At 71.6% G+C, this 24,371-nt stretch carries 19 protein-coding genes and 1 tRNA gene; 10 read left to right on the top strand and 10 right to left on the bottom strand.

All coding sequences use genetic code 11. The features are described from left to right. Positions 1-42 precede the first annotated feature (42 nt). Positions 43-1,842, top strand: coding sequence for a bifunctional UDP-sugar hydrolase/5'-nucleotidase (locus K8638_RS09670; protein WP_223754369.1), 1,800 nt, complete (start codon positions 43-45; stop codon positions 1,840-1,842). Positions 1,843-2,069: 227 nt separating this feature from the next. Beyond that, entirely contained in the window at positions 2,070-2,465 is a 396-nt protein-coding gene (locus K8638_RS09665; RefSeq protein ID WP_223754160.1) for a hypothetical protein, read from the top strand. A 140-nt stretch (positions 2,466-2,605) separates the two neighbouring features. On the opposite strand, the gene K8638_RS09660 is transcribed toward K8638_RS09665, so the two are convergent. The 4 genes from K8638_RS09660 to K8638_RS09645 all read right to left on the bottom strand — a co-directional run bounded on the left by K8638_RS09660 (position 2,606) and on the right by K8638_RS09645 (position 8,146). Then, positions 2,606-5,383, bottom strand: coding sequence for an Hsp70 family protein (locus tag K8638_RS09660; protein ID WP_223754159.1), 2,778 nt, complete (start codon positions 5,381-5,383; stop codon positions 2,606-2,608). A gap of 25 nt (positions 5,384-5,408) precedes the next feature. Further along, positions 5,409-7,271, bottom strand: a complete 1,863-nt coding sequence (locus tag K8638_RS09655; RefSeq protein WP_223754158.1) for an Hsp70 family protein — start codon at positions 7,269-7,271, stop codon at positions 5,409-5,411. 61 nt (positions 7,272-7,332) lie between these two features. Further along, complete coding sequence (locus K8638_RS09650; RefSeq protein WP_223754157.1) at positions 7,333-7,965, bottom strand: DUF2760 domain-containing protein; 633 nt, start codon at positions 7,963-7,965, stop codon at positions 7,333-7,335. Positions 7,966-8,070: 105 nt separating this feature from the next. Then, positions 8,071-8,146 (bottom strand) — tRNA-Ala (locus K8638_RS09645). 200 nt (positions 8,147-8,346) lie between these two features. Between K8638_RS09645 and K8638_RS09640 the strand changes: the two genes are divergently transcribed. The 5 genes from K8638_RS09640 to K8638_RS09620 all read left to right on the top strand — a co-directional run bounded on the left by K8638_RS09640 (position 8,347) and on the right by K8638_RS09620 (position 14,716). After that, positions 8,347-10,749: a tetratricopeptide repeat protein gene (locus tag K8638_RS09640; protein WP_223754156.1), complete on the top strand. Its 2,403-nt coding sequence runs from the start codon at positions 8,347-8,349 to the stop codon at positions 10,747-10,749. A gap of 320 nt (positions 10,750-11,069) precedes the next feature. Continuing rightward, on the top strand, positions 11,070-11,954 hold the full coding sequence (cyoE, locus tag K8638_RS09635; protein ID WP_223754155.1) for a heme o synthase: 885 nt from the start codon (positions 11,070-11,072) through the stop codon (positions 11,952-11,954). Positions 11,955-11,981: 27 nt separating this feature from the next. Then, a complete protein-coding gene (locus K8638_RS09630) occupies positions 11,982-12,971 on the top strand; it encodes an ABC transporter ATP-binding protein (RefSeq protein ID WP_223754154.1) in 990 nt (329 codons plus the stop codon). Continuing rightward, entirely contained in the window at positions 12,968-13,819 is an 852-nt protein-coding gene (locus K8638_RS09625; RefSeq protein ID WP_223754153.1) for an ABC transporter permease, read from the top strand. The genes K8638_RS09630 and K8638_RS09625 overlap by 4 nt, the downstream gene beginning before the upstream one ends. 39 nt (positions 13,820-13,858) lie before the next feature. Continuing rightward, a complete protein-coding gene (locus tag K8638_RS09620) occupies positions 13,859-14,716 on the top strand; it encodes a carboxypeptidase regulatory-like domain-containing protein (protein WP_223754152.1) in 858 nt (285 codons plus the stop codon). Positions 14,717-14,760: 44 nt separating this feature from the next. On the opposite strand, the gene K8638_RS09615 is transcribed toward K8638_RS09620, so the two are convergent. The 4 genes from K8638_RS09615 to K8638_RS09600 are packed head-to-tail and all read right to left on the bottom strand — an operon-like array spanning position 14,761 to position 17,723. Continuing rightward, entirely contained in the window at positions 14,761-16,218 is a 1,458-nt protein-coding gene (locus K8638_RS09615) for a HAMP domain-containing sensor histidine kinase (protein WP_223754151.1), read from the bottom strand. After that, on the bottom strand, positions 16,215-16,895 hold the full coding sequence (locus K8638_RS09610) for a response regulator transcription factor (protein ID WP_223754150.1): 681 nt from the start codon (positions 16,893-16,895) through the stop codon (positions 16,215-16,217). Before K8638_RS09610 ends, K8638_RS09615 begins: the two co-directional genes overlap by 4 nt. Positions 16,896-16,910: 15 nt before the next feature. Beyond that, complete coding sequence (locus tag K8638_RS09605) at positions 16,911-17,168, bottom strand: hypothetical protein (protein ID WP_223754149.1); 258 nt, start codon at positions 17,166-17,168, stop codon at positions 16,911-16,913. 51 nt (positions 17,169-17,219) lie between these two features. Continuing rightward, positions 17,220-17,723: a periplasmic heavy metal sensor gene (locus K8638_RS09600; RefSeq protein WP_223754148.1), complete on the bottom strand. Its 504-nt coding sequence runs from the start codon at positions 17,721-17,723 to the stop codon at positions 17,220-17,222. Positions 17,724-18,061: 338 nt separating this feature from the next. Here K8638_RS09600 and K8638_RS09595 point away from each other — a divergent pair, with 338 nt between their 5' ends. Together K8638_RS09595 and K8638_RS09590 are read left to right on the top strand one after the other, a co-directional pair. Further along, positions 18,062-18,268, top strand: a complete 207-nt coding sequence (locus K8638_RS09595) for a cold-shock protein (RefSeq protein WP_223754147.1) — start codon at positions 18,062-18,064, stop codon at positions 18,266-18,268. 185 nt (positions 18,269-18,453) lie between these two features. Further along, complete coding sequence (locus K8638_RS09590; RefSeq protein WP_223754146.1) at positions 18,454-18,825, top strand: cupin domain-containing protein; 372 nt, start codon at positions 18,454-18,456, stop codon at positions 18,823-18,825. Between the two features lie 14 nt (positions 18,826-18,839). Here the strand turns inward: K8638_RS09590 and K8638_RS09585 are convergent, their stop codons facing one another. Together K8638_RS09585 and K8638_RS09580 are read right to left on the bottom strand one after the other, a co-directional pair. Next, positions 18,840-20,084 carry an erythromycin esterase family protein gene (locus tag K8638_RS09585; protein WP_223754145.1) on the bottom strand — a complete coding sequence of 415 codons (1,245 nt, stop codon included), beginning with the start codon at positions 20,082-20,084 and terminating at the stop codon, positions 18,840-18,842. 247 nt (positions 20,085-20,331) lie between these two features. Continuing rightward, positions 20,332-21,357 (bottom strand): hypothetical protein, encoded by a 1,026-nt coding sequence (locus K8638_RS09580; protein WP_223754144.1) that lies wholly within the window; start codon positions 21,355-21,357, stop codon positions 20,332-20,334. 233 nt (positions 21,358-21,590) lie between these two features. On the opposite strand from K8638_RS09580, the gene K8638_RS09575 reads away from it, so the two are divergent. Continuing rightward, a complete protein-coding gene (locus K8638_RS09575) occupies positions 21,591-24,305 on the top strand; it encodes an ELWxxDGT repeat protein (RefSeq protein ID WP_223754143.1) in 2,715 nt (904 codons plus the stop codon). The last annotated feature ends 66 nt before the right edge of the window (positions 24,306-24,371 follow it).

Here is a 24,371-nt window from a genome sequence, read left to right as displayed (position 1 = left end):
TTGCCAGGGCGCGCGCCCCGCGCTGAAGTGCGCGCCCTCATGCTGCGTTCCTCTCGCCTCGTCCTCCTCGCGCTGGCGGCCCTCGCCACCGCCTGTGCCGGCACCGCTCCCTCCGTCCCTCCCGCGGCCGCCCGCTCCGCTCCGGCGGAGCCCGTGCGCCTCACCCTGGTGGGCCTGAACGACTTCCATGGCCAGGTGGAGCCCCACCGCACGCGTCTGAAGGACGGGCAGGTGGTGGAGGAGGGCGGCGCGGCCACCCTGGCGGCCTACGTGGCCCGGCTGCGCGCGGACAACCCGGACGGGGTGGTGCTCGTGGACGCCGGGGACCTCTTCCAGGGGACGCTGCCCTCCAACCTCACGGAGGGGGCCGTCGTCATCGACGTGTACAACCGCCTGCGTTTCACCGCGGCGGCCATCGGCAACCACGAGTTCGACTACGGCCCGGTGGGGCCGGGCGCCATGGCCAGCAAACCCGGCGAGGACCCGCTGGGCGCCCTCAAGGCCCGCGTCCGCCAGGCGCGCTTCCCGCTCCTGTCCGCGAACATCCTCGAGGCCGCCACCGGCAGGCGCCCGGCATGGCTGGGCAACGACGGCACGCACCTGGTCACCGTGAAGGGCGTGAAGGTGGGGCTGGTGGGGCTCACCACGGAGGACACGCCGGACGTCACCAACCCCGCCAACGTGGCCTCGCTGCGCTTCCTGCCGCTGGCGCCCGCCGCGCTGGAGGCGGCCCGCTCCCTGCGCTCGCGCGGGGCGGAGGTGGTGGTGGCCGTGGCGCACGCGGGCGGCAAGTGCCCGGACCTGAAGAACCCGCGCGACACGTCGAGCTGCGAGCGGGGCGACGCGGAAATCCTCGCCATGCTGGACGCGCTGCCGCCGGGCACGCTGGACGCGGTGGTGGCCGGGCACACGCACCAGTCCATGGGCCACTTCTTCGGCGACGTGCCCGTCATCGAGACGACGGGCCAGTCGCGCTCGCTGGGCGTGGTGGAGCTGTACGTGGACCCGGAGAGCCGCCGCGTGCTGCCCGGGCGCACCCGCATCCAGGCCGCCATCCCCCTCTGTGCCCGCGTGGATGCGGACAGCGGCACGTGTGAGGGGCGCCGCCTTCGCGACAGGTCCGGGGTGCGGCTGGTGCCGGCCACGTTCCTCGGCGCGCCGGTGGTGCCGGACGCGGAGGTGGCGGGGCTGCTGGCCCCGGCGCTGGCGCTGGCGGAGGAGGCGCAGCGCCGCCCGGTGGGCGTCTCCGCGGCCACGCCCCTGGCGCGCGGCTACGCGGAGGAGGGCGCGCTGGGCAACCTCATCGCGGACGCGATGCGTGAGGTGGCCGGCGCGGACGTGGCGGTGATGAACCCCGGCGGCGTGCGCGCGGACCTGCCGGCGGGCCCGCTCTCCTTCGGCCACGTCTACGAGGTGCTGCCCTTCGACAACACCGTGGCCGTGCTCCAGCTCACCGGCGTGGAGCTGCGGCTCCTGCTGGAGCTGGCCAACGCCTCGGAGCGCGGCGCCGTCTTCCCCGTCTCCGGGCTGGAGGTGACGCTGGCGCGCTGCCCGGGGCCCCAGCGCCTCCAGGACGTGACGCTGGAGGGGGGCAGGGCGCTGGAGCCCGGGAGGACGTACCGGGTGGCGCTGCCGGACTTCCTCGCGCGCGGCGGCGACGGCGTGGGCCCCGTCATGCGGGCGCTGCCCCCCGAGCGCGTGGACCTGACGCCCGCGCGCGGCATGGACCTGCGCGAGGCGCTCATCGCCTACGGGCGGGCCCGGGGCGGCATCCTCTCCGCGCCGCCGCTGGGACGCGTGCGCTACAAGGGTGTGGCGGACTGTTCCAGCGCACCGCGCTGAGAGAGCCCGGGCCGAAATTTCGGTCCGGGTGTGATCCGCTGGGACTGAACGAACAGGGCCAACTTGGCGTAAGTACGGAGAAAACGCGCCAGGGCCCGATTTTTCGGCCCTGGATCAGTTTTCAACGGGCGGAAGAGTCCTTACTCTAGTGATCGCGAGCGACTGAGCCGAGGTGGCCCTTTGGCAGGGCCTGCGCGCGCGGACGACCGTGAGCGGGAGGGACAGACATGCTCTACAAAGTGACCCCGATGATGGCGCCGCCTGCGCAGGAGAAGGCCAAGCCGCGCGAACCGGGGCAGGGTCAGCCGCGGAAGCGGCGCAAGTCCGCCGTGTACGACGCGGACGGTCACGAGGTGCTCATCTCGCTGATGTGCATCAAGTGCCGGACCCTGAAGCCGCTGGCCCAGTTCGGCCTGCGGAAGATGGCGGACGGGGCCATCCGGAATCAGCCGTGGTGCCGCACGTGCCGCTCGGGCGCGGGCTCCAAGAAGGCCAAGGCCGGCAAGGACGCCGCCGCGGCGGCCCCCGAGGCCGCGCCGGTGCTCCAGGTCGTCGCCGGCACGGACGCCACGGCCGAGGCGGGGGACACTCCCGTCACGCCGCCCGCCGCCGCGCGGGGCTGAAGCTGATCCACCGGCGAGCTTCCTTCCCGAGGGTGGGCCCATCCGGGCCGCCCCGACGGGAGGGATCCGACCGCTCGATGAGCCCGCGGCGCTGACGCCGGGGCTTCCGGCCCGGCTTCCCGGGCCGTTCCTACCGTCGATCAGGACAGGCGCAGCCCCGCGGGCAGCGTGTCGCCGAGGGCGCGTGCCTCGTCGGCCGCCTCCAGCGCCACCACCTCGCGCACCATGCGCACCCAGGTGTCGGACGCCTTCGCGGCGATGAGCGCCCGGGCCGTGCGCTCGCGCAGCTCCGGGTCGATGTCCCGCGTGCGGTCCCCGGTGAGCCGGGCGAGCTGCGCCGCGGCGAACGGGGCGCCGTCGATCTTCTTCAGGTCCAGCTCCAGCAGCAGCGTGAGCCACGCCTCCGCCGTCTCCACGTCCACCACCTTGTGGCTGCTGCCGTAGAGCGGCACGCGCGCGCCCAGCCGGCCCAGGGCCCAGGCCCAGGGGCCGCCGGACTTCGCCTCGGCCTTCAGCCTCGCGGCAACCCACCGGCCCACCTCGGACTTGTCCCCGGGCGACAGGTGCTCCAGCGAGGCCGCCGTGCGGACCATCTCCTCCAGTCCCTCCGGCTGGATGCCCTTGAGCTTCCCCGCGGGCGGCGCGTCCGGCGGCACCTTCCGGGCGAGGTGCGGCTGGAGGTACGCGTACAGCTTCTGCTGCTGCGCCTCCGTGAGGCCGCCGGCGATGCGGCGCCACATCACCCAGAACTCCGTCCACACCGCCTTGTCCGTGTGGTGCTGCACCAGCGCGTCGAAGAGGCCGAAGGTCTGCTCCGCGCGCCAGCCGTCCAGCGGGTAGCCGAAGCCCGGGCGCAGGGTGAAGCCGGTGAGGCTGTAGAAGACGCGCTCGTGGTCCGCCGTGCGCCGCCGCTTGCTGGCGCCCGCGAACAACGTGCTCCACATCTCGCGCAGCACCGGCACGCGCCACGTCTCGCGCGGGCCCAGCGCCTTCTCCAGCGTGCGCCCGAGCTGCTTCACGTCCTTGGGGCCGATGGGCAGCGGCTTGCTGCCGTAGACGCGCTCGATGTTGTCCTTCGCCTCCACGAAGCGCGCGGGCATGGACTCGGTGACGGTCAGCTCGTGCGAGCCACCCGTGCCGCGCAGCTCGAACTCCAGCCGCCAGCGCTCGTCCGCCACGTCGGAGACGCAGTACAGCTCCAGCGTGCCAATCTCCGTCAGCGCCGCCTGCAGGTGCACGGGCACCTCGGCCACCTTGCCCGACGCCCCCTTGAGCAGCGTGTGGATGGGGGGCAGGGGCTTCAGGTCCTCCGCCAGGGGCACGAGGTCTCCCGGCTTGTCGATGCGGTCGCTCGTCGTGGAGTAGAGCTGGAACTGCACCGGCCGCCCCAGGGTGAGCGTGAAGGGGCGCTCGCCCAGGTCCACCTTCTGTCCTTCCTCGAAGCCGCGGGGGATGAGGCAGAGCGCGGGCTGCTCCGCGCTGTCCGCCGGCCGCTGCAAGCCCACGTAGTACGCGCGCGCCGCGCCACCTCCGATGCGCAGGCCGTGCCCGCGCCGCACCAGGCCGTAGTACGCGGCGCCGCGCGCCACCGCGAGCTCCAGTGACTCGTGGCGCAGCAGCGGAATGCGCGGTGCTCCGGGCCACCACGCGGAGAGGGCCTCCACCAGGCGCTCGGAAATCTGCGGCGAGTTGAAGACGCCGCCGTTGAGGAGGATGGCGTCGGGGCGGGGCAGGGCGCCCTCGGCGGGAGCCGTCTCCCCCAGCGCCGCGAAGCCCGCCGCCGCGTGCTGCGCGAGGAAGGCGGCCAGGTGCCGCGTCACCGCCGGGTCCTGCACGTACGGCAGCCCCAGCTCCTGGAGCGCCATGCGCGCGGCGCGGCGCGGGCGCTCGGTGGGGGGCGTCCTCGGGAAGAAGCCGTCCAGCACCAGCGCGTGCGCCTCGTCGCGCAGCAATTCCGTGGAGAGCGTGCCGCCCAGCAGCCGGCTGCCCTCGCCGACGAGGGACACGCCGTACTTCTCCGGCGGCTCCTTCCCCAGCAGCGCCTCCTTCGCGGTGCGCGCGGCCTGGATGGCCTGCGTCCACTGCGTGGCGGACAGGCGCCGGCCGTCCTTGGAGAGCTTCTCCTCCACGCGGCGGGCCAGGGCGGCATCCATGTTGTCGCCGCCCAGCATCAGGTGGTCCCCCACCGCGAGGCGCCGCAGCATGGGCCCCTCGGGGGAGAGGCCCGCGTGCACCAGCGTGAAGTCCGTGGTGCCGCCGCCCACGTCCACCACCAGCACCAGCCGGACGTTGGAGAGCGTCTGCTCCAGGTCCGCCCGGTGGCGCGCGGTGTAGTCGTAGAAGGCCGCCTGCGGCTCCTCCAGGAGGGTGAACTTCTCCAGCCCGGCCTTGCGCGCGGCGCTCACCGTGAGGGCGCGGGCCGCCTCGTCGAAGGAGGCGGGGACGGTAATCACCACCTCCTGCCTGGACAGCGGCGCGTCCGGGTGCGCGAAGTCCCAGGCCCGTGCCATGTGCGTCAGCAGCATGGCGCTGGCGTCCACCGGGGACACCTTCTGGACGTCCGCGGGGGCGCCCCAGGGGAGGATGGGCGCGGAGCGGTCCACGCCCGGGTGGCACAGCCAGCTCTTGGCGCTGGCGACGAGGCGCCCCGGCACCCGGGCGCCCTGCCAGCGCGCCAGCTCGCCCACCACCCACGGGCCGCCGTCATCACCCCAGGGCAGCTTCAGCGACTCGGCGGCCAGCTCGTGGCCGGCGGGAACGTAGACGGTGGAGGGCAGGAGCGCCCGGGGCGCCACCTCTCCCTGCCGGACGAGCTGGGGAATCGGGAAGTCCTCCACGGGGGCGCCCGCGCCCTTCGAGGGGTCCACGGACGCCACCGCGCAGTGGGTGGTTCCCAGGTCGATTCCAACGATTCGCATACGCCTCCGAATAACGGACGGCTTTCTACTCCTTCATGCGGACGTTGAGTTCCAGCTTCCAGCGCCCCGGGCCGCCCTTTTCCAGGCAGCGCAGCTCCAGCGTGCCCACCTCCGTCACCGCCGCCTGGAGGTTGACGGGTGTCAGGTCCCCGAAGGCGGAGGGCTGGCCCGGCATGGTGGTTTCGATGGGCGCCACCTCCTCCAGGCCCCCGCTGGCCAGCTCGCCGTCCACGTCCTCCAGCATCGTCCCCACCTTGTCGTCGCGGCGGACGGACGAGGCGAAGAAGCGGAAGCTCGTGGGCTCACCGGTGACGAGGCCGAACTCCTGCGGCGGCACGTCCGCCTGCGTCCCCTCCTCCATGCCGAAGGGGGCCACGCAGAGCGCCTTCACGGGAGGCTCCATGCCGGGCACCGCGGGCATCGCCGTCTCCACGCCCACGTAGTAGGCGCGCGCGGTGCCGCCGCGGATGCGCAGGCCGTGGCCCTGGCGCACCCAGCCGTAGTACGCCGCGCCCCTCGCCACCGCGAGGTCCAGGTCCGCGCCCTCCAGCTCCTTGGCCGGCTGGCCGCCGTCCGCCTCCAGCCAGGCGTTGAGGACCTCCATGACACGCGCCTTCAGCGGGCCGGCCTTGAAGACGCCTCCGTTGAAGAGGACGGCCGTCGGGTGGAGGAAGGCCTTGCCGCTCACGTCCACCGGCGAGTCCTCGCTGGCCGCGAGCGCCTGCGCCTGCCGGGTGAGGAAGGCGGCCAGGTGCTTGGACACGGCCGGGTCCTGCGCGTAGGGCAGGGCCATCTGCGCCAGGCCCGTGCGGCGCGCGGTGCGCGGCAGCTCGGCGATGGGCGTCACCGGGAAGAAGCCGTCGGTGAGCACCCGGTCCAGCTCCTCCCGCGTCAGCTCCGTGCGCAGCGTGCCGCCGATGAGCGACGAGCCGCGGCCGGGGATGGAGATGGGGGCCCGCTCCATGGACGGGTCCGCGTACAGCGTCTCCTTGGCGTGGCGGCACCCGTAGGTGAGGGCGTTGAACTGCCACGCGTCCAGCTTCTTGCCCTCGGCCGCCAGGCGCTGGTTGAGCGTGTGCGCCAGCGCCAGGTCCATGTTGTCGCCGCCCAGGAGGATGTGGTCGCCCACGGCGACGCGAAGGAGCTCCATCTCGCCCTCGCGGTCCCTCACGGTGATGACCGAGAAGTCGGAGGTGCCGCCGCCCACGTCCACCACGAGGATGACCTCGCCGGGCTGCACCTGCTTGCGGAAGTTCTCCCCCATGGCCTCCAGCCACGCGTAGAGCGCGGCCTGGGGCTCCTCCAGGAGGGTGATGTGCTGGAGCCCCGCCGCCTTGGCGGCCTCGAGCGTCAAGTCGCGGGCCGCCGCGTCGAAGGAGGCGGGGACGGTGACGATGACGTCCTGCTCGGCCAGCGCGTTGCCGGCCTCCTCGCGGGCGCGGGCGAAGGTGTGGTCCCACGCCTCCTTCAGGTGGCGCAGATAGCGCGCGGAGGCATCCAGCGGGGAGACGCGCTGCACCTCCTCCGGGGCCTGCCAGGGCAGCAGCGCCGCGCGCCGGTCCACGCCCGGGTGGGACAGCCAGCTCTTGGCGGACGACACCAGGCGCGTGGGCACCTTGGCCCCGTGCGAGCGGGCGAACTCACCGACGAGGGTGCCCGCCTCCGGGTTCCACGGCAGGCCGAGGCTGCCGGCGGGGAACTCCTGCGCGGAGGGCAGGTAGAGGAAGGAGGGCAGCAGCGGGCGCGCCTCCACGGTGCCGGGCGCGGTGAGCTGGGGGATGGGCAGCATGGACTGCGCCGGGCCCCGCGGCTTGCCCTCTTCGAGGTTGAAGTAGGACACCGCGGAGTGGGTGGTGCCAAGGTCGATGCCGATGGAATAGCGGGCCATATCGGGCTGGAACTCCTTGAGGGCTCCGTTTTGTTCGCTCAGCGGAACGGCGGCCCCGCGCTCAGGCGAGCTCCACCTCGGCGGGCGCCAGCACGCGCGGGTCCATCGATGGGCTCACCGAGGGGAACTTCACCTCGGTCGTCACCCAGCCATGGTGGCGCAGCGTCCCGCTGTAGGGCGGCTGGCCGGCCACGTTGCCGGTGAGGCGGGTGCGCTGGGCGTCGAAGCCGGCGGGGACCGTGACGTTGTCCCCCTCCGACTGCGGCAGCACCGGCTGGAGGGTGAGGTATTGGTTCACCACCTTACGGCAGCCCTCGTGGACGATGCGGGCGGCGGCACCCACCTCGGCGTCCGAGAAGGCCGCCACGTTCTCCTGGAGGAAGTCCACGAAGCGGCCCTCGCGCTGCAGCATGCCCAGCAGGGACAGCGCGCTGGCGTGCTCGCGCTCGGGCGGCGGGGCGGGGGGCGGCTCGGCGGGCTTCACCACCACCAAGGGCTTCGTGGCCTCCGGCCTGGGAAGCGCGGCGGGCTCGGCGCCACCGGCGGGAAGCTGGGCGAGCGTGCCGGCGTCATAGGCGCGGCTGGCCGGCAGCACGGCCTGGGCGAACTCGCGGGACACGAGGCACCGCCAGAAGCACAGCCAGGCGAGCCAGAAGCGTGCGAAGAACGACAGGGAGGCAGACGGGTCGGTCATCGACTCCGGATAACAAAGCCCGCCTGCTTTGCAATTCGGCAATTGGGGGAAGTGCCCCAAATGCAAAGGGCCTCACGGTTTCCCGTGAGGCCCTTCGGTTCTTCATGGTGGAGGTGGACGGGATCGAACCGACGACCTTCGCATTGCGAACGCGACGCTCTCCCAACTGAGCTACACCCCCACAACCGTACTTCTGCCTGCCTGCTGCGCCCCGGCGGTGTTGGGTCCGCCGAAGTGGAACGGGCTAGTACCGGAGCCCTTTCATGCTGTCAAGCGCAAGCCGTCGCCAATAATTCCTGCGATTGACGTGCCGCGCACCGGGTGCCATAAAAACCCCTCGTCCCAGGCGTATCCTTCCCGCCCGTTGCACCTCCCCCGGTAATGTCTATCTCCCCCTCGAAGACGTTGAGCCCGGCCGAGCTCGCGAAGTTGGAGCACGCGTTCGCCTCCGACCCCTCGTCCGCCGCCTACAAGCCTCTCGCGGAAGCGTACCTGAGCATGGGTCGCTTCATGGAGGCGATGGTCGTCTGCAAGAAGGGGGTGAAGGCACACCCGAATGCCGCCGACCCTCGCCTGCTGCTGGCCCGCGTGTACGCGGAGCAGGGCAAGGACAAGAAGGCGCTGGAAGAGGTCCTCGGCGCGCTGCAGGTGCAGCCGGAGGACAAGGCCGCGCTGCGCATGGCCGGCGCGCTCCAGCTGAAGACCGGTGAGGCCGAGACCGGGAAGGCGAACCTCCTCAAGGCCTACGGCGCGGACCCGGGCGACCCGGAGACCGTCACCCTTCTCCAGCAGTACAAGATCGACCTGCCCCGGCCCGCCGCTCCGGCCGCGCCGCAGGCCCCGGTGGTGACGCCGGTCGCGCCCCAGCAGGCCCCGGCCGCCGCCGCGCAGCCGTCCGCCCCCCAGCAGTCCGCCGCCACCCAGCCGGGTGTCGCGGCGACGGCGACGGGCCCCGCGCAGCAGCCCGCGGCGAAGGCTCCCACGGCCCCCGCGCAGCAGCCCGCGAAGACTCCGTCCGGTGCCACGGCCCGGCCGGAGGCGCCCGTGGCCCGTCCGCAGCAGCTCCGCCGCGCGCCGGTGGTGGTGGAAGAGGTGGACGAGGACGACGACGATTCTCCCTCCTCGCGCCGCCGCCCGCCGTCCGGGGGCAAGAGCGGGAAGATGGTGACGCTGGCGCTGCTGGTGGCCATCCCGCTGTTCGCCGTGGGCTACGGCTGGTACTCCGCCAACGCGAAGCAGAAGGCCCGCGAGCTGAAGAAGGGCCTGGACGCGGCCAGCGAGCTGCTCAAGCACGACTCGTTCGACAGCTACAAGAAGGCGAGCGAGGCGGCCGACAAGGCGCTGGAGGTGGACTCCGACTCCGCCGTGGCCCACGGCTACCTGGCCTACGCGTACGCCATCCGCTGGGGCGAGCACGGTGGGGGTGACGACGCGCGCCGCAAGGCCGAGGAGCACCTGGCCGCCGGCAAGCAGGGCAGCGACGTGGTCAGCTCGCACCTCATCGCGGCCGAGGCCCTCATCCAGACGTATGGCGGCAAGGGCAAGGAGGCCCTGGGCCAGCTCGAGGAGAAGGTGAAGGCGCTGGACGCGGAGGGCCGCTCCAGCTCGCTGCTCTACCTGACGCTGGGCCTCATCCAGATGAACGCCGGTGACCTGGAGCGCGCGCGGGACAGCCTGGAGCGCGCGCAGGTGCTGTCACCTGACGACCCGCGCATCTACGCGAGCCTGGGCGCCGTGTACCGGCGGCTGGGCCAGGACAACACCGCCTGGAAGAACTACGACTTCGCCCTCCGGTACGAGAAGGACCACCCGGAGTCGCTGCTGGGCCGCTCGCTGCTGATGCTGGAGCAGGACACGCCCAACTTCGGGCTGGCCCACTCCATGCTCAAGAAGCTGCTGGAGTCCGACCCGCCGCCGTCGCCGCGCCAGCTCGCCGCCGCGCACCTAGCCCGCTCGCTGCTCATCAGCCGCGTGTCGGCGGCCATGGCGGACCTCAAGCCGGACGTGCAGCAGAAGCTGTCCGAGGCCACCGGCGTGCCGCTGGAGAAGGAGAAGGCCCGCGCGGAGATGCTCAAGAGCGAGGAGACCGGCTTCGCGCTCGACAAGCAGAACCCGGAGCTGAGCCTCATCAAGGGCCGCCGGCTGCTGGCGGAGGGCAACTACGACGCGGCCGCCGAGGAGATTCGCAAGGCCATCCGCGTGGACGCCTCTCGCGCCCAGTTCCACGTCGAGCTGGCCAAGGCGCTCATGGGCAAGCAGGGCGGTGAGAAGGAGGCCGCCGAGGCGCTCCAGACGGCCCTCAAGACGATGGGCGACAGCCCGAAGCTGGTGGTGATGCTGGGCAACGCCTACCGCCGTCAGGGCAAGCTGGACGAGGCCCTGGCCCAGTACCAGCGCGCGGTGAAGGACCCCAAGGCGAAGAACCCGGAGGCCCGGCTCGCCATGGGCTCCATCTACCGCGAGCGCTCCGACTGGCCGAAGGCCCAGGAGCAGCTCGAGAAGGCGAGCCAGGAGTTCCTGGGACAGGCGGACCGCGCGGCCATGGCGCTCACCGAGCTGGCGCGCGTCTACCAGGGCAAGGGTGACGCGGCGAAGGCGGACGAGACGTACCAGCGCGCCCTCAACGCGGACGAGGGCTACACCCCGGCCTACTACTTCTACGCCACGCTGCTGTCGAAGGACTCGAAGCAGGGCGCCAAGGCGAAGATGCTGGCCCAGGAGTACCTGAAGCGCGACCCGAGCGGCGAGCACGTCAACGCCGCCCGCGCGCTGGCCGGGGGCTGAGGCGCGACACGGGGGCTTCCCGGGCCCGGGCGGACGTACCGCCGGGGCCGGACAAGCGGGGCTGATGCGCGCGGGCAGAAGGACGCGCGGTCAGCCCCGTTGCCGTGGTTGAAGGCCCCCCTGGTGGACGCTATGCCCGTTGTCGTTTGCCTCTCCCCAGGCGCCAGCACCCTGGTGGTGGGGCAGGGTCCCCAGGCGGGCGGGCGTCCGCTGCCGGTATGTGGGGGCTCCGTATCCTTGCCCACCCCCCGCTGGTGCCTGTATGGGAGGGCCGTTACCGCGCCGGCAGTGAACCTGTCGCGCCTTGCCCTGGAGTCTGCGTGAGCGCGCGTGCCGAGTCCCTGTCGACGACCGCGTCCGACCTGATCTCCCTGACCAAGCCGCGCCTGTCCTCGCTGGTGCTCATCACCACCGCGGGCGGCATGTTCCTGGCTCCTGGCCCGCTGGACACCGTCCGCGCGCTGGTGACGCTGCTGGCCACGGCCGGCACGGTGGGCGCGGCCAACGCGCTCAACTGCTACTGGGAGCGGCACAGCGACCAGTTCATGGCGCGCACCCGCAACCGGCCGCTGCCTTCCGGGCGCATGGAGCCGTCGGTGGCGCTGTGGTTCGGCATCTCCCTGGCGCTGGTGTCCCTGCCGGCGCTGGCGCTGGGCGCCAACCTCCTCACCGCCGCCCTGGGGCTCGTGGCGCTGCTCAGCTACGTGCTGGCCTACACGCCGCTGAAGGCGCGCACCTCCGCCGCCATGCTGGTGGGCGGGGTGCCCGGCGCGCTGCCGCCGCTGATGGGCTGGACGGCGGTGACGAACCAGCTGGACGCGGGCGGCTTCGCCCTCTTCGCCATCCTCTTCCTCTGGCAGATGCCGCACTTCATCGCCATCGCCCTGTTCCGCAAGGAGGAGTACGCGGCGGCGGGCCTGAAGTCGGTGCCGCTGGAGCGCGGGGACGAGTCCAGCCGCGCCCAGATTGTCTTCTACCTGGTGGCGCTGATTCCCATGTCGCTGCTGCCCTTCCAGCTCCACATCGCCGGGACGTGGTACCTGGCTGCCGCGGTGGTGCTGGGGCTGAGCTTCCTGGGCCTGGGAGCGTGGGGGTTCTTCCGGAGGCTGGGAAAGCCCTGGGCGCGTCAGACGTTCTTCTTTTCGCTCATCTACCTCACCGGGCTGTTCGTCGCGATGACGCTGGACCGCGTCCCCCGCGGCTAGCGCGACAGGCCCGGGGGGATGCCGTCCATGCCTGATACCTCGGTCTCCATCCCCTCCGCGCCGCTGCTCCAGCTCGAGGGACTCACGCGCCGCTTCAAGGACCGCACCGCCGTGGACGGGCTCAGCCTGTCCGTGCGGCAGGGCGAAATCCTGGGCCTGCTGGGCCCCAACGGCGCGGGCAAGTCCACCACGTTCCAGGTGCTCGCGGGGCTGCTCGCTCCGGACGCGGGGCAGGTGCGCTTCGGCGGGCGCGTGCTGGCGCTGAGCGACCCGAGCCTGCGGCGGCAGATGGGCATCATCTTCCAGCGCAGCAGCCTGGATGACCTGCTCACCGCGCGGGAGAACCTGATGCTCGGCGCGCGGCTGTATGGCCTGGGCGGGGAGCGGGCTCGCGAGCGGGTGGAGGCGATGCTGGCCCTCATCGGCCTGGCGGACCGCGGCGACGAGCGGGTGTCCACGTGGTCCGGCGGCATGCGCCGGCGGCTGGAGCTGGCGCGGGCGCTGGTGCACCAGCCGCGCGTGGTGCTGATGGACGAGCCCACGCAGGGCCTGGACGAGGCCGCCTTCCGCTCCTTCTGGGCGCACCTGAAGCGGCTGCGCGACCTCGAGGGCATCACCGTGCTGCTCACCACGCACCGCGCGGACGAGGCCGAGGTCTGCGACAGGCTGGCGGTGCTGGACGCGGGCCGGCTGGTGGCGTGCGACACGCCGGCGGCGCTCGCCTCGCGCATGGGTGGGGACATCCTCACCGTGGAGGCGCCCGAGCCGGAAGCGCTGGCGCGCGAGGTGCGCGAGCGGCTGGGGCTGGACGCGAAGGTGGTGGAGGGCCGGGTGCAGGTGGAGGCCGCGCAGGGCCACGCGCTGGTGCCAAGGCTCGTGGAGTCCTTTCCCGCTGGGCGGCTGGCCTCCGTGTCGCTGCGCCGGCCCACGCTGGCGGACGTGTTCCTCCAGCTCACCGGGCGCGCGCTGGGGGCGGACGTCCCCGCCGCCGAGCCCGCGCCGAGGAGACGCCGATGAACGCCGAGGTTTCCGCTGCTCCCCAGCCCGTGGAGGCCCGGGTGCCGGCCCCCGCCGCGCCGGGCGCGCTGGCGCTCCAGTGGGCCACGGTGCGCGTGCTGATGACGCGTGACGTGGTGCGCTTCTTCCGCCAGCCCAGCCGCGTGGTGGGCGCGCTCGCGCAGCCCATCCTCTTCTGGTTCGTCATCGGCTCCGGCTTCGCGGGCTCGTTCCGCGTGGAGGGCGCGCAGGGGCTGGGCTACCAGCAGTTCTTCTTCCCCGGCGTCGTCACCATGGTGCTGCTGTTCAGCGCCATCTTCGCCACCATCACCGTCATCGAGGACCGGCGCGAGGGCTTCCTCCAGGCGGTGCTCGCGGGCCCCGGCTCGCGGCTGGCGGTGGTGCTGGGCAAGGCGCTGGGCTCGTCCGCGATTGCGCTGATGCAGGCGTCGCTGTTCCTGCTGCTGGCCCCGCTGGCCGGGGTGAGCGCGGCCACCGTCAACCTGCCGCTGCTCTTCTCCGTCATGGTGCTGTCCGCGCTGGCGCTCACCGGCATGGGCATGTCGCTGGCGTGGTGGGTGCGCTCCAGCGCGGGCTACCACGCGGTGATGAGCATCGTGCTGCTGCCCATGTGGGTGCTGTCCGGGGCGATGTTCCCGCTCAAGGGCGCGGACTCGTGGCTGGCGTGGGTGATGCGGGTGAACCCGATGCGCTTCTCCGTGGAGGGCGTGCGGCGCGCGCTGTACGGCGCGGAGGCGTCGGTGGCGGTGGGGCCCGCGTCCGTGACGGGGCTGGAGGTGCCGGTGCTGCTCGCCTTCGCCGCGGTGTTCCTGGGGCTGGCCGCCTTCAGCGTCAGCCGCCGCGAGTAGCGACGTGATGTTGAACCTTTTCACCGAGGAGATTGCACGATGACGCTGCGCACGCTCGGATTGAGCCTGTTGGGGACCGCGGGTCTGCTGACCCTTTCCGCCTGCCAGAAGGAGGCGGCTCCGGCGCCCTCCGCCGCTCCGGTGGCTCCCGCTGCTCCGGCCCCCGCCGCCGCGCCGAAGGAGCATTCGGCCACGCCCATCGGGGAGACCGGGGCCCAGGCCGCCGCTCCGGCCGAGCCCGCCGCTCCCGCCGGCAAGGGCGTGGTGAAGGGCTCGGTGACCTTCACCGGCACTCCGCCCGCCGCGGCTGACATCCCGCCGAGCAACGACCCGGCCTGCGAGGGCATGGCGACGAAGGACCTGTCGGTGGTGGTGAAGGACGGGAAGCTGGCGAACGTGCTGGTGCGCGTGCGCGGCAACGTGCCGGGTGCGTCCGCCGCGCCGGCCACTCCGGTCGTCGTGGACCAGACGAAGTGCACCTATGTGCCGCGCGTGCAGGGCGCGATGGCCGGTCAGACGGTGGCCTTCAAGAACAGCGACGGCACGCTGCACAACGTGCGCGGCGTGGTGGGGACGAAGTCGGCCTTCAACATCGCCCAGCCGCCCTCGGGCGCGCCGGTGAAGAAGCCCCTGCCCCCCGATGCGGAGGTGCTCCGTCTCAAGTGCGACGTCCACCCGTGGATGACGGCGTACGTGGTGACCAACGCGAACCCGTACTTCGCCACCACGGGCGAGGACGGCGCATTCACCCTCCAGGGCCTGCCCGCGGGGACGTACACCGTGGAGGCCTGGCACGAGACGCTGGGCACCAAGACGGCCGAAGTCACGGTGAAGGATGACGCCCCGGCCGAGGTCTCGTTCGCCTTCTCCGCCTCGGACGTGTCCGCGAAGAAGTAGGGCAGGGGAATGCAGGGGCTCGCGCGGCCCCTGCTGCCCGCCGCTCACGCCGCGGGACGGCCGGTCGCAGCGGGTGGACCCGACTTCTTCACCGTGAAGCCCACCCGCGCGCCGCCGCCGGGCCAGTTCTCCGCGAAGGCCTCGCCCCCATGGGCCCGGGCAATCCGCTGCACCAGCGCCAGCCCCAGTCCCAGCGAGCCCGCCTCGCGCGCCTCGCCGCCCCGGTCCTTCCGGTAGAAGGGCTGGAAGATGCGTGTCTCCTCGCCCGGCTGGAGTCCCTGGCCGCGGTCGTCCACGAAGAAGGCCAGGTGCTCGCCCCTGTCGTGCACGCGCAGCGCCTCCGCGCCCGCGCCATGCCGGCGCGCGTTCTCCAGCAGGTTGGCGAGCGCCCGTCCCAGCAGCGTCGCGTCGCCCATCAGCCCCGCGTCCGCCGCCTCCACGTCCAGCAGCTCCACGGACAGTCCCGCGCGCTCCAGCGCCTGCGCCGCCAGCGTGCGCCCGTCCAGCACCCGCGGCGTCATCTGCCCGAAGTCCAGCCGCGAGCTGGCCAGCAGCTCCCCCACGAGCGCGTCCAGCTCCACCACCTCGCGGTCCACCTGGTCCAGCGTCCTCGGGTTGCCTCCGCCATCGCGCAGCAGCTCCGTCAGCACCCGCATGCGCGCCAGCGGCGTGCGCAGCTCGTGGGACACGGCGGCGAGCAGCTCGCGCTGGTCCGCCACCTGTTTCTCGATGCGGGCCGCCATGTCGTTGAAGGCCTCCGCCAGCACGGCGAACTCGCCCGTGGTGCGCGGCAGCACCTCCGCTCGCGCGTCCAGCCGGCCCGAGCCCAGCTCCTGCGTGGCGCGCACCAGCGCGTCCACCGGCTTCGCCAGCCGCCGGGCCAGCTTGCCCGCCGCCAGCCACAGCACCAGGCCCGCCACTCCCAGCGGCAGCATCACCCGCCAGGGCGCCTTCGGACGGAACTGCGCGTAACACGCCCGCACCACTCCCAGCCTGACGCCGCCGCGCTCCACGGGCAGGCCCAGCTCCGCGCGCCGGCAGGGGGCTCCCGCGCGCACCAGCATCGCCCCCGAGGTGTCGTGCAGCTCCACGCCGACGTCCAGGTCGGTGGCGATGGCGCGCACCAGCGCGTCGCGCCGCGCGGGCTCGTCCCAGACCTCCGCGAACTGGTGGGCCACGAAGGTCCGGACCCGCTCCCCCTCCTGCTTCCACGTGCTGCCGCCCACCAGGCTCATCACCGTGGCCACCACCGCGCCGGTGGCGAGGATGGACAGACCGAACCAGACGAAGAGGCGCCGGTGCAGCCTCGCGCGCACGAAGTGCCCCAGCCGGCCCATGCGCCAGTACCGGTGATGCCAGCGCGCATGCGCACGCAGGTGCCTGGCATGCAGGTGCTTCCAGGGGCCGTGCCCCCACGGGCCAGGTCCGGGAGGGCCGCCTTCCGGCCCATGCCCCGGAGGGTCGCACTCGGGCCCCTGGCCCCACTCGCGGCGGCGGCTCATGGGCCCTCTTTGGCGAAGACGTAGCCCACGCCGCGCACCGTCTTGATGAGGCGCGTCCCGGCGTCACCCAGCTTCTGCCGCAGATGCGAGATGTGCACGTCCACCGTGCGCTCACCCACCACGGTATCGCTGCGGCCCGCCTCGCCCAGCAGCGCGTCGCGAGGGATGACCCGCCCGGCCCGGCGCACCAGCGCCACCAGCAGGTCGAACTCCAGGCCCGTCAGGTCCACCAGCCGGTCCTCGACGCGCACCTCGCGGCCGGCCACGTCGATGGACACTCCGCCCGCCTCCAGCCGGTCCGCCACCGCCGACGGCTGCGCCCGCCGCAGCACCGCCCTCAGGCGCGCCAGCAGCTCACGCGGGCTGAAGGGCTTGGGCAGGTAGTCGTCCGCGCCCAGCTCCAGTCCCACCACCCGGTCCGTCTCGTCGCCCTTCGCGGTGAGCATCAGGACGGGGATGCGGCTCTTCGCCCGGATGCGCTTGCATACCTCCAGGCCGTCCATGCCCGGCATCATCACGTCCAGCAGCACCGCGTCGTAGGCCCCGGCCTCCAGCGCCGCCAGGCCGCGCCCTCCGTCGGGCGCGTGGGTGACGCTGAGGCCGTTCTGCCCGAGGTACTCCGCGAGCAACTCGTACATCCGGGTGTCGTCGTCGATGAGCAGGACGCGTGTGGACATGGGCGGCTCTTGAATCTAGCGCGGCCCTCCGGTGGGCGCGGGAGGCTCGGCGGCGGGGGAGGGGGACTCGGCGGGCGGGGCGTCATACCCCCGGTACCCGCGAGGCTCCCACGAACCCCTGGGGCCTCGCGAGTCCCAGCGGGAGTCCCAGCGCTCACCCCAGGCGCCGGCGTGGCAGCGGTGGTGGCGGCGGGCAACGCTGGCGAAGCCGGAGGCGTAGCCTCCAACGGTTCCCAGGGCGAGCAGGACAATCAGCAGGCGGCGGTGGCGCATGGCGTTCTCTCCTTCGTGTGGATGGCGCTCGTTCGGTTCCGGGCCTGGGGCTCACACCATCTGGTGGCCGTCCCCACGCCAGCCTCCCCGCCCGCCGCAGCGGCCATGGCCATGGCCTTGGCCGGGGTGCCAGCCATGGCCGAAGCCGTGCTCGAGGAGGTCCGCCAGCTCACGGCGCTGGCGCGGGTCCAGCGCCTCGTGCACCTGCGCCAGCCCGCCCTGCACCGTGCGGCGCAGGTTGTCCAGGGCCACGTCATGGCGCGTGTACAGCTCGCGCAGCGCGGCCCCGTCGAACTGCTCACCCCGTAGCGCGCGGCCCAGGGCGGCGCGGCTCGGGCCCACCTCGTCGCGCACCTTGGCGAAGGCTTCCATCACCTCGTCCACCGTCTTGACGATGACCTTCTCCTGGCCGGGAGAGGTCTCCAGGCGCTCGAAGAGCCAGCGCAGCCGGGCGCGGCCCCAGCGGCCCGCGCGGTGGTGATGCCAGTGGCGTCCGCCGCGCAGCGTGTAGACGAGGCCGGCGAGGCACGCGGTACCGAAGACGAATCCGAACATGGTCCTGCTCCCGAAAGAGGCCGGACCCCGAGAGGGGCCGGCGCTGTTGACGGGCAGGAAGGTAGAAGGCGGGTGTGAAGGGCGCGCCCGAGCCTCGTGAAGAAGTGTGAAGGGAGCAGGCGGCCAGAACCGGAATGGAGGGAGCGCTCGACAGGTTTTTCCAGCGAGCGACGCTCCCCCCGGAGTGTTCTCCGCCTGACGCCTGCTCGCCCAGCGGGGAGGGAGGGTGGTGGACTTTGGACTCCGAGGTGGATTGTCGTCTCGATGTTGGGGCGATGTCCGCTCCACAAGGGGGGCCGGGAAGTCCGGACCGCCGCAAGCAGAAAGAAGAAGGTCACATGGCAATCGGTACTGTGAAGTGGTTCAACGACGCCAAGGGGTTCGGCTTCATCGCGCAGGACAACGGTGAGGACGTGTTCTGCCACCACACCGCCATCAACATGGATGGCTTCCGCACCCTCCAGGAGGGGCAGAAGGTGGAGTTCGAGGTCACTCGCGGCCCCAAGGGCCTGCAGGCCCAGAACGTCCGTCCCGTCGGCGGCTGAGACACACGCCTCCCTTGAGGCTTCATCAGGCCCGGTCTCCCACAGGGAGGCTGGGCCTTCGTCTTTCCGGCCCCTGGCCCGGCGGGCGGGCGGACGCGAGGTGTCCACCCGTCGACGCCCGGCATCCTTCCTTACCTTGTCGGCATGAGCGCGGCACACCCGCCGCCGGCGAAGGAGACGAAGGCATGGGCGACACCAGCGTGAAGAAGGTCGAGAGTCGGCACTCTCCCAAGGGGGAGATGGGGCAGAAGTACCTGGCGTCCGGCATCCGCCTGTCCATGCGGTTGTGGGAGGACGAGCCCCCCGGGGAGGCGCCGCCCGCCACCGCCCGCGACTACGAGACGGTGGGCTTCGTGCTGAAGGGCCGCGCCGAGTTGCACCTGGAGGGGCAGGTCATCCTGCTCAACCCCGGCGACTCGTGGCTCGTGCCGCGCGGCTCCAGCCACACGTACAAGGTGCTGGAGACGTTCTCCGCCGTGGAGGCCACCAGCCCGCCGGCCGCGGTGCATGGCCGCGACGAGGGAAAGGCCCCGCAGCAGCAGCCCGTCAAGGCGTGAGCGGCCGAGGTTTCTCACTTCTCCGATGAGCCCTGGCGGCTCACCGGGCGCGGTGGGGTTTCTTCCCGGAAGACCAGCAGCCCATCCATGACCGTTGCCCAGGGGGCCGTCGTCCACGAGTAGTTCAAGGGACGGGCCACCCTGGGCCCGAAGTCACGAAGCTGGCTCCCATCCAGATACCGGGTGTCCGCGGTGTGGCTCGAGAACGCCCAGCCCTCCAGGGAGTCGGCCGGTGCGGGCGCGATGGCATATGTGCGAGCAGTGCTGCCGAGGGAATAGCTCCCGGAGAGCGCGGAAAAGCCAAGCACGAAGGACTGCGCCCCGAACTTCTCCCGGACATAGGACCCGAAGGGAATCCCGTGTCGTGCGTCCGTATCCAGGCCCTTGAGGTCCTTCGCTGCATGAATGGTGGCAAGCCAGACAATGGCCTTCCTGGGCCTGGGGGACTGGGACAGGAGCCATTCCAGGTTCATGAACATGGAGCGGTCACGCTCGTTGAAATCGCTCCAGTCCGGGGTCCCTCCGGTTTGCTCCGAAGCCCGGGACATCACGGCGACTTGGCGGGCGAAGTTCCGTTCCAGGTTGCGGACCATCTGCAGCTGGCCTTGGGGCCTCGGTGTCGCAGCCGCTCCGGGCCTGGAGAGCACCGACTCCAGCTCCTTCCAACAGCCCAGGATGAACTTCGCGGTCTCCGCCGTGTACGGGTGGGCGTCGTCGTACTGCCATGACATGTGCCTCTCGAGTTCCGCTCCGCACTCGGCCTGCCTCGGGCCCTCCAGAGCGGGGATGAGCTCACGCGTCATCTGGCGCTGTGCGTAGGTCCCTCTGCCAATCTGGTCATCGAGCCCACCGGCGACGAGGGTCCCCGCCTTGAGCCGCTCGGACAGGAACGGAATCAGGGGCGCCATCTCCTGGTTGGCCCACATCCCGCCAATCGCGGATGCGACCATGTCCTCGCTGACGGGCTGGCCCGCCGTCAGCCGCTCCTGGATGTGGAGGAAGTCATAGATGCCTGCCTCGATGAAGAAGGCATCGTATTGGCACTCCTCCACGAGCCTGCGGGTCAACTCTGCTTTGAAGGCGATGGTCCTGCCGTTTCCGTGGTGGGACTCCTCGCCAAGCAGAGCGAGCCTCTTGTCGCAAAGGTCACGGACGATCCGGTCGGCGTCAGATACCGCCACGGCCCCCTGCGCGACCGCGCCTCTGGAGGGCGAGGCACAGCTCGAAAGCAAAGGGAGCAGGAGCAGGAGGTATCTCATTCGAGGCCCTTCCATGAGCAGGAATGCCGCGTTTTAACATTCGCTGGCGCGCCTCACCACCCACGGCACCTTCAAGGTGAACGACGGCGGGCAGGTGCTCATGGGTCGTTGCAGGGGGGAGGGCCGCAGCGCCGCCCTGCGCTCCAGCCCTCGCCTTCAAGCCGCCTCCCATCTTTCTGATGCTGATGCTTTGACGCGGCGTGCGTCCGGTGGGCGGCCCCGCACCTGCTTCAACCCCGCGCGTGCTTCACGGGAACGGGTACACGGGGACCTGGTGGTTGCCCGTGATGTCCGTGGTGTTGATGTGCTGCGTGGAGCCCGTCACGTAGAGGCGGTAGTCCTTCGTGAGGTAGTGGCCCGTGGAGTAGAGCTGCACGTGCGCCACCAGCAGCGTGTTGGCGGGGACCTTGACCTGCACGTAGTCGACGAAGGGCCCGGAGGAGGAGTAGGCGAGCACCTGCCCCGTCTGGTCGGAGACGTACAGGTCGAAGTCATCCAGCGCGTAGAGCGGCGTGAGGAGGATGGTCACGAACTGGCTCTCACCCGAGTAGAACGGGTAGCTGTCGATCTCGTCGTAGGGATAGGCGATGTAGCCCTCCACCATGAACGACGTGTCGTTGTCCGTCTTCGTCTTGGCGTAGGACTCGGTGTACTTCTCGTAGAGGCCATACACGCGCGTGCTGCCGCTGTAGGGCACGGACACGGTGCGCATCTCCACGCTGTTGTGGACGTAGCGCCCGTCGGAATCCGTGGCGTAGCCATGCGCGCCCACCGGCCCGAGGGGCCCCAGGGGCCCCAGCGCGCCCAGCGGCCCCACCGGCCCGAGCACCGTCCACACGCCGCCCGCCTGGAGCTGCTTGCCGAAGTCGTTGATGGCCGGCAGGTCCACCCAGTACGCCGTGGCGCTGAGCGGGCCGGTGGGGCCCAGCGGGCCGGCCTCGCTCAGCGGGCCTCCCAGATCCGTCATGTCGTCGGACCAGTCGGACCAGTCGCCGATGGCGCTGATCCAGTACGACGGGTTCCACATGTTGTCCCCGATGGGGCCGAGCATCCCCAGGGGGCCGTAGGGCCCGAGGGGGCCGTCATAGCCGAGCGCGCTGCTCGACGAGAGGTAGGACGCCGCGTTGGACGGCGTGAGGACGGCGGGCTGCACGGAAGACAGACTCCCGTTGAGCGCCTCCACGGAGCTGGCGCTGACGTACTTCTGCTGCGCCCACACCGGCTGCGCGAGGACAACTCCCACCAACAAGCTCAAGATGTTGTTGCGTTTCACGTCCCCTCCTTGGGGCTCCGAAGTGCGCGGCCATGTATGGCGCTCTGTGCGTGAATACAAGCCATAATGCCAATACCCATACTCCGGGCTGCCACGTCAAAGATTTCCATGCCGAGCGGACTCTTCCGGGTTCGAACTTCGTGCGCTGTCTGGGGTTGCCAGGAATACGGCGTCGCTGCGTATGCCTTGAACACCCCCGCGCAATGCGGGCTGGCCAGGAGGAGTACCCGGTGATGCTGAAATCAGTTCAGAGCACGGTGGGCGGTCTGGTGGTGTGCTGGATTGCGGGAGCCGGCTGTTCAGACGCGGCGGGTGACGTGCCCGCGAGCCTGGAAGGAAGCGCCCTGTCCCGGAGTGCGCTCGCGGTGGGCGCGGCGGAGCTGGTGCATGACGTCCGCCCGCCCTCGGTCTTTCCGCCCGATGTCGGCTCGGAGCCGTCCGGCTTCATCCAGGTTGGCACCCGGTTCTTCTTCAGGGCCTGGGACGTCCGCCACGGCCAGGAGCTGTGGGTGAGCGATGGGACGCAGGCGGGCACCCGGCTGGTGCGGGACATCTACCCGGGAGTGTATGCCTCCGACCCGGCGCAGTTCACCGTGATGGACGGCATCCTCTACTTCACGGCGTATGACGGAGGCGGAGGGCCTCGCCGGCTCTGGCGGAGCGACGGGACGCCCGAGGGCACCCGGCTCGTGTTGGAGGGAGGGCCGGGCGCGGACCCCGACACGCCGCACGTCGTCCTGAATGGCGCGCTCTACTTCCCCGGCGGAGAGGGCACCGAAGTGGGGCTGTGGAGGACGGACGGGACGGCGGCGGGCACCGTGCAGGTGAAGGACATCGACCCGAACGGCCTCTCGCACGTGCGGGAGCTCCGGAACGTGAACGGCACGCTCTACTTCCTGGCCTACGAGGAAGCGCACGGCACGGAGTTGTGGAAGAGCGATGGCACGGAAGCCGGCACCGTGATGGTGGTGGACCTCACTCCCGGCGGCGACAGCTCCCTCATCGGTGACATGGTGGAGCTGGAAGGGAACCTCTTCTTCACGGTGTTCATGGAGGGCAACGACACCCAGCTCTGGAAGACGGACGGAACGGCGGCGGGCACCGTGAAGGTGAAGGGCGGCACTCCCCGGGGGCCGGACTTCTATCCAATGGGCTTCCAGCGTCTCGGTGGGGCGCTCTACTTCTCCGCCGTGGATGGCCCATCCGGACGCGAGCTGTGGAAGACGGACGGCACGGCGGCGGGCACCGTGCGCGTGAAGGACATCCTCCCCGGGAGCGGGTCCTCCATGCCGGGGGCCCTGGCCGAACTGGACGGTGCGCTCTACTTCACCGCTTTCGACAACGTGGCGGGCAAGCAGCTGTGGAAGACGGATGGCACCGAGGCGGGCACCGTGCGGGTCTCCGACTTCCCGGAGCACGCGATGCTCAGCACCGAGGCGCTCGTCCGGCTCGGGTCGCGTCTGCACTTCCTCGTGAGTGGCGCGTCGTGGGGGAGCCCCGTGGAGATGTGGTCGGTGGGGAGCACGGGAACGGGCTCCACCCCGGTGCAGGGCTTCGTCTGGCCCCATCTCAATGGGGGCCTCTACCTCGCCCCGTCCCTCGCCCTGGGAGATGCCCTCTTCTTCGCGGCGAACGACGGCATCCATGGCCTCGAGCTGTGGAGGACGGATGGCACGCTGCCGGGCACGGCGCTCGTGGCGGACCTCAACGCGCCGGGCAGCGGGAGCGCTCCCGAGTTCGTGGTGGACGTGGGCGGAACGGTCTACTTCTCCGCCAGCACCGGCAACGGCGTCGAGCTGTGGAAGACGGATGGCACCGGGGCGGGCACCGTGCGGGTGAAGGGCGGCTTCTCCCAGTCCCTCTTCACGCCGCGGAAGGTGGGGAGCCTGCTCTTCTTCTCGCCAGGCGATGACCGGCAACTGTGGAAGAGCGACGGGACGGAGGCCGGCACCGTGCGTGTGAAGAACATCTCGTCCGGCTCGTACTACGGCCCGAACGTGTCGGACCTCACGGACGTGGGGGGAACGCTGTTCTTCACCGCCGCGGGGGGCACGTGGGGCACCGAGCTGTGGAAGAGCGACGGGACGGAGGCCGGCACCGTGCGCGTGAAGGACATCTGGCCGGGAAGCCAGGGCGGAGTGCCCCAGCACCTCGTCGCCGTGGGCGGAACGCTCTACTTCACGGCGCAGGACGGGGTGCACGGCATCGAGCTGTGGCGGAGCGACGGCACGGAGGCGGGCACGCGGCTCGTGGCGGACCTGTGGCCGGGCGGCTCCTCCTCGCCGTCCAACCTGACGGTGATGAACGGGACGCTCTACTTCACGGCCTTCATCGAGGACGCGGGCAGGCTCGTCGCCTCCCTGTGGAAGCTGGACGCGGCCGGTGGGCCGCCGGCGCGCATCGTCGTGCCTTCGCCCCTGGCGGAGTACTACCCGGCGACGGAGCTGACGCCGGTGGGCCACACGCTCTTCTTCCGCTTCGATGACTGGGTGGCTCCCGAGCTCTGGAAGTACGACAGCCTGACCGGCGAGGCCTCGCGGGTGACGCTGACACCCTTCAGCGAGCTCCACCCGCTGGTCGCCGTGGGCAACGGCGTCTGCTTCGTGGGGCGCACCGCCCAGTACGGCCGCGAGCTGTGGTGCTCGGATGGCACGGAAGAGGGGACGCGCCTCGTGAAGGACATCCTCCCGGGGACCGGCGGCGGCGTGGAGTTCGCGCCGTTCCTCGGGCTGGAGGAAGGGCTGGTGTTCTTCCGGGCCTCGGATGGGGTGCACGGCTCGGAGCCGTGGGTGTCCGACGGCACCGAGGCCGGAACGCGCATGGTGGGGGACCTCGCCCCGGGGCCTGGCACCTCGGCGCCGGGGCTCTTCACGCGCGTCGGCGACGCCATCCTCTTCAGCGCGGATGACGGCACCCACGGCGCCGAGCCCTGGCGCCTCTCGCTGTAACTCCACCGCTTGGGGGGCGCCCCTTCGACGCCGGCCGGTGGACTTCCTGTCATGGGTACGCTAGTA

Source organism: Myxococcus sp. RHSTA-1-4 (assembly GCF_020037125.1).
Classification (GTDB): domain Bacteria; phylum Myxococcota; class Myxococcia; order Myxococcales; family Myxococcaceae; genus Myxococcus.
The sequence above is the reverse complement of the archived record's forward strand: the minus strand, read 5'-3'. Positions and strand labels throughout refer to the sequence as shown.

What these genes read in the sequence shown, in the direction of transcription:
- K8638_RS09605 (WP_223754149.1), bottom strand. Translation starts at nt 17,168, where the DNA reads ATGCGCCACCGCCGCCTGCTGATTGTCCTGCTCGCCCTGGGAACCGTT.
- K8638_RS09585 (WP_223754145.1), bottom strand. Translation starts at nt 20,084, where the DNA reads ATGAGATACCTCCTGCTCCTGCTCCCTTTGCTTTCGAGCTGTGCCTCG.
- K8638_RS09610 (WP_223754150.1), bottom strand. Translation starts at nt 16,895, where the DNA reads ATGTCCACACGCGTCCTGCTCATCGACGACGACACCCGGATGTACGAG.
- K8638_RS09625 (WP_223754153.1), top strand. Translation starts at nt 12,968, where the DNA reads ATGAACGCCGAGGTTTCCGCTGCTCCCCAGCCCGTGGAGGCCCGGGTG.
- K8638_RS09620 (WP_223754152.1), top strand. Translation starts at nt 13,859, where the DNA reads ATGACGCTGCGCACGCTCGGATTGAGCCTGTTGGGGACCGCGGGTCTG.
- K8638_RS09595 (WP_223754147.1), top strand. Translation starts at nt 18,062, where the DNA reads ATGGCAATCGGTACTGTGAAGTGGTTCAACGACGCCAAGGGGTTCGGC.
- K8638_RS09630 (WP_223754154.1), top strand. Translation starts at nt 11,982, where the DNA reads ATGCCTGATACCTCGGTCTCCATCCCCTCCGCGCCGCTGCTCCAGCTC.
- K8638_RS09660 (WP_223754159.1), bottom strand. Translation starts at nt 5,383, where the DNA reads ATGCGAATCGTTGGAATCGACCTGGGAACCACCCACTGCGCGGTGGCG.
- K8638_RS09640 (WP_223754156.1), top strand. Translation starts at nt 8,347, where the DNA reads ATGTCTATCTCCCCCTCGAAGACGTTGAGCCCGGCCGAGCTCGCGAAG.
- K8638_RS09575 (WP_223754143.1), top strand. Translation starts at nt 21,591, where the DNA reads ATGCTGAAATCAGTTCAGAGCACGGTGGGCGGTCTGGTGGTGTGCTGG.
- K8638_RS09655 (WP_223754158.1), bottom strand. Translation starts at nt 7,271, where the DNA reads ATGGCCCGCTATTCCATCGGCATCGACCTTGGCACCACCCACTCCGCG.
- K8638_RS09590 (WP_223754146.1), top strand. Translation starts at nt 18,454, where the DNA reads ATGGGCGACACCAGCGTGAAGAAGGTCGAGAGTCGGCACTCTCCCAAG.
- K8638_RS09615 (WP_223754151.1), bottom strand. Translation starts at nt 16,218, where the DNA reads ATGAGCCGCCGCCGCGAGTGGGGCCAGGGGCCCGAGTGCGACCCTCCG.
- K8638_RS09650 (WP_223754157.1), bottom strand. Translation starts at nt 7,965, where the DNA reads ATGACCGACCCGTCTGCCTCCCTGTCGTTCTTCGCACGCTTCTGGCTC.
- K8638_RS09600 (WP_223754148.1), bottom strand. Translation starts at nt 17,723, where the DNA reads ATGTTCGGATTCGTCTTCGGTACCGCGTGCCTCGCCGGCCTCGTCTAC.
- K8638_RS09665 (WP_223754160.1), top strand. Translation starts at nt 2,070, where the DNA reads ATGCTCTACAAAGTGACCCCGATGATGGCGCCGCCTGCGCAGGAGAAG.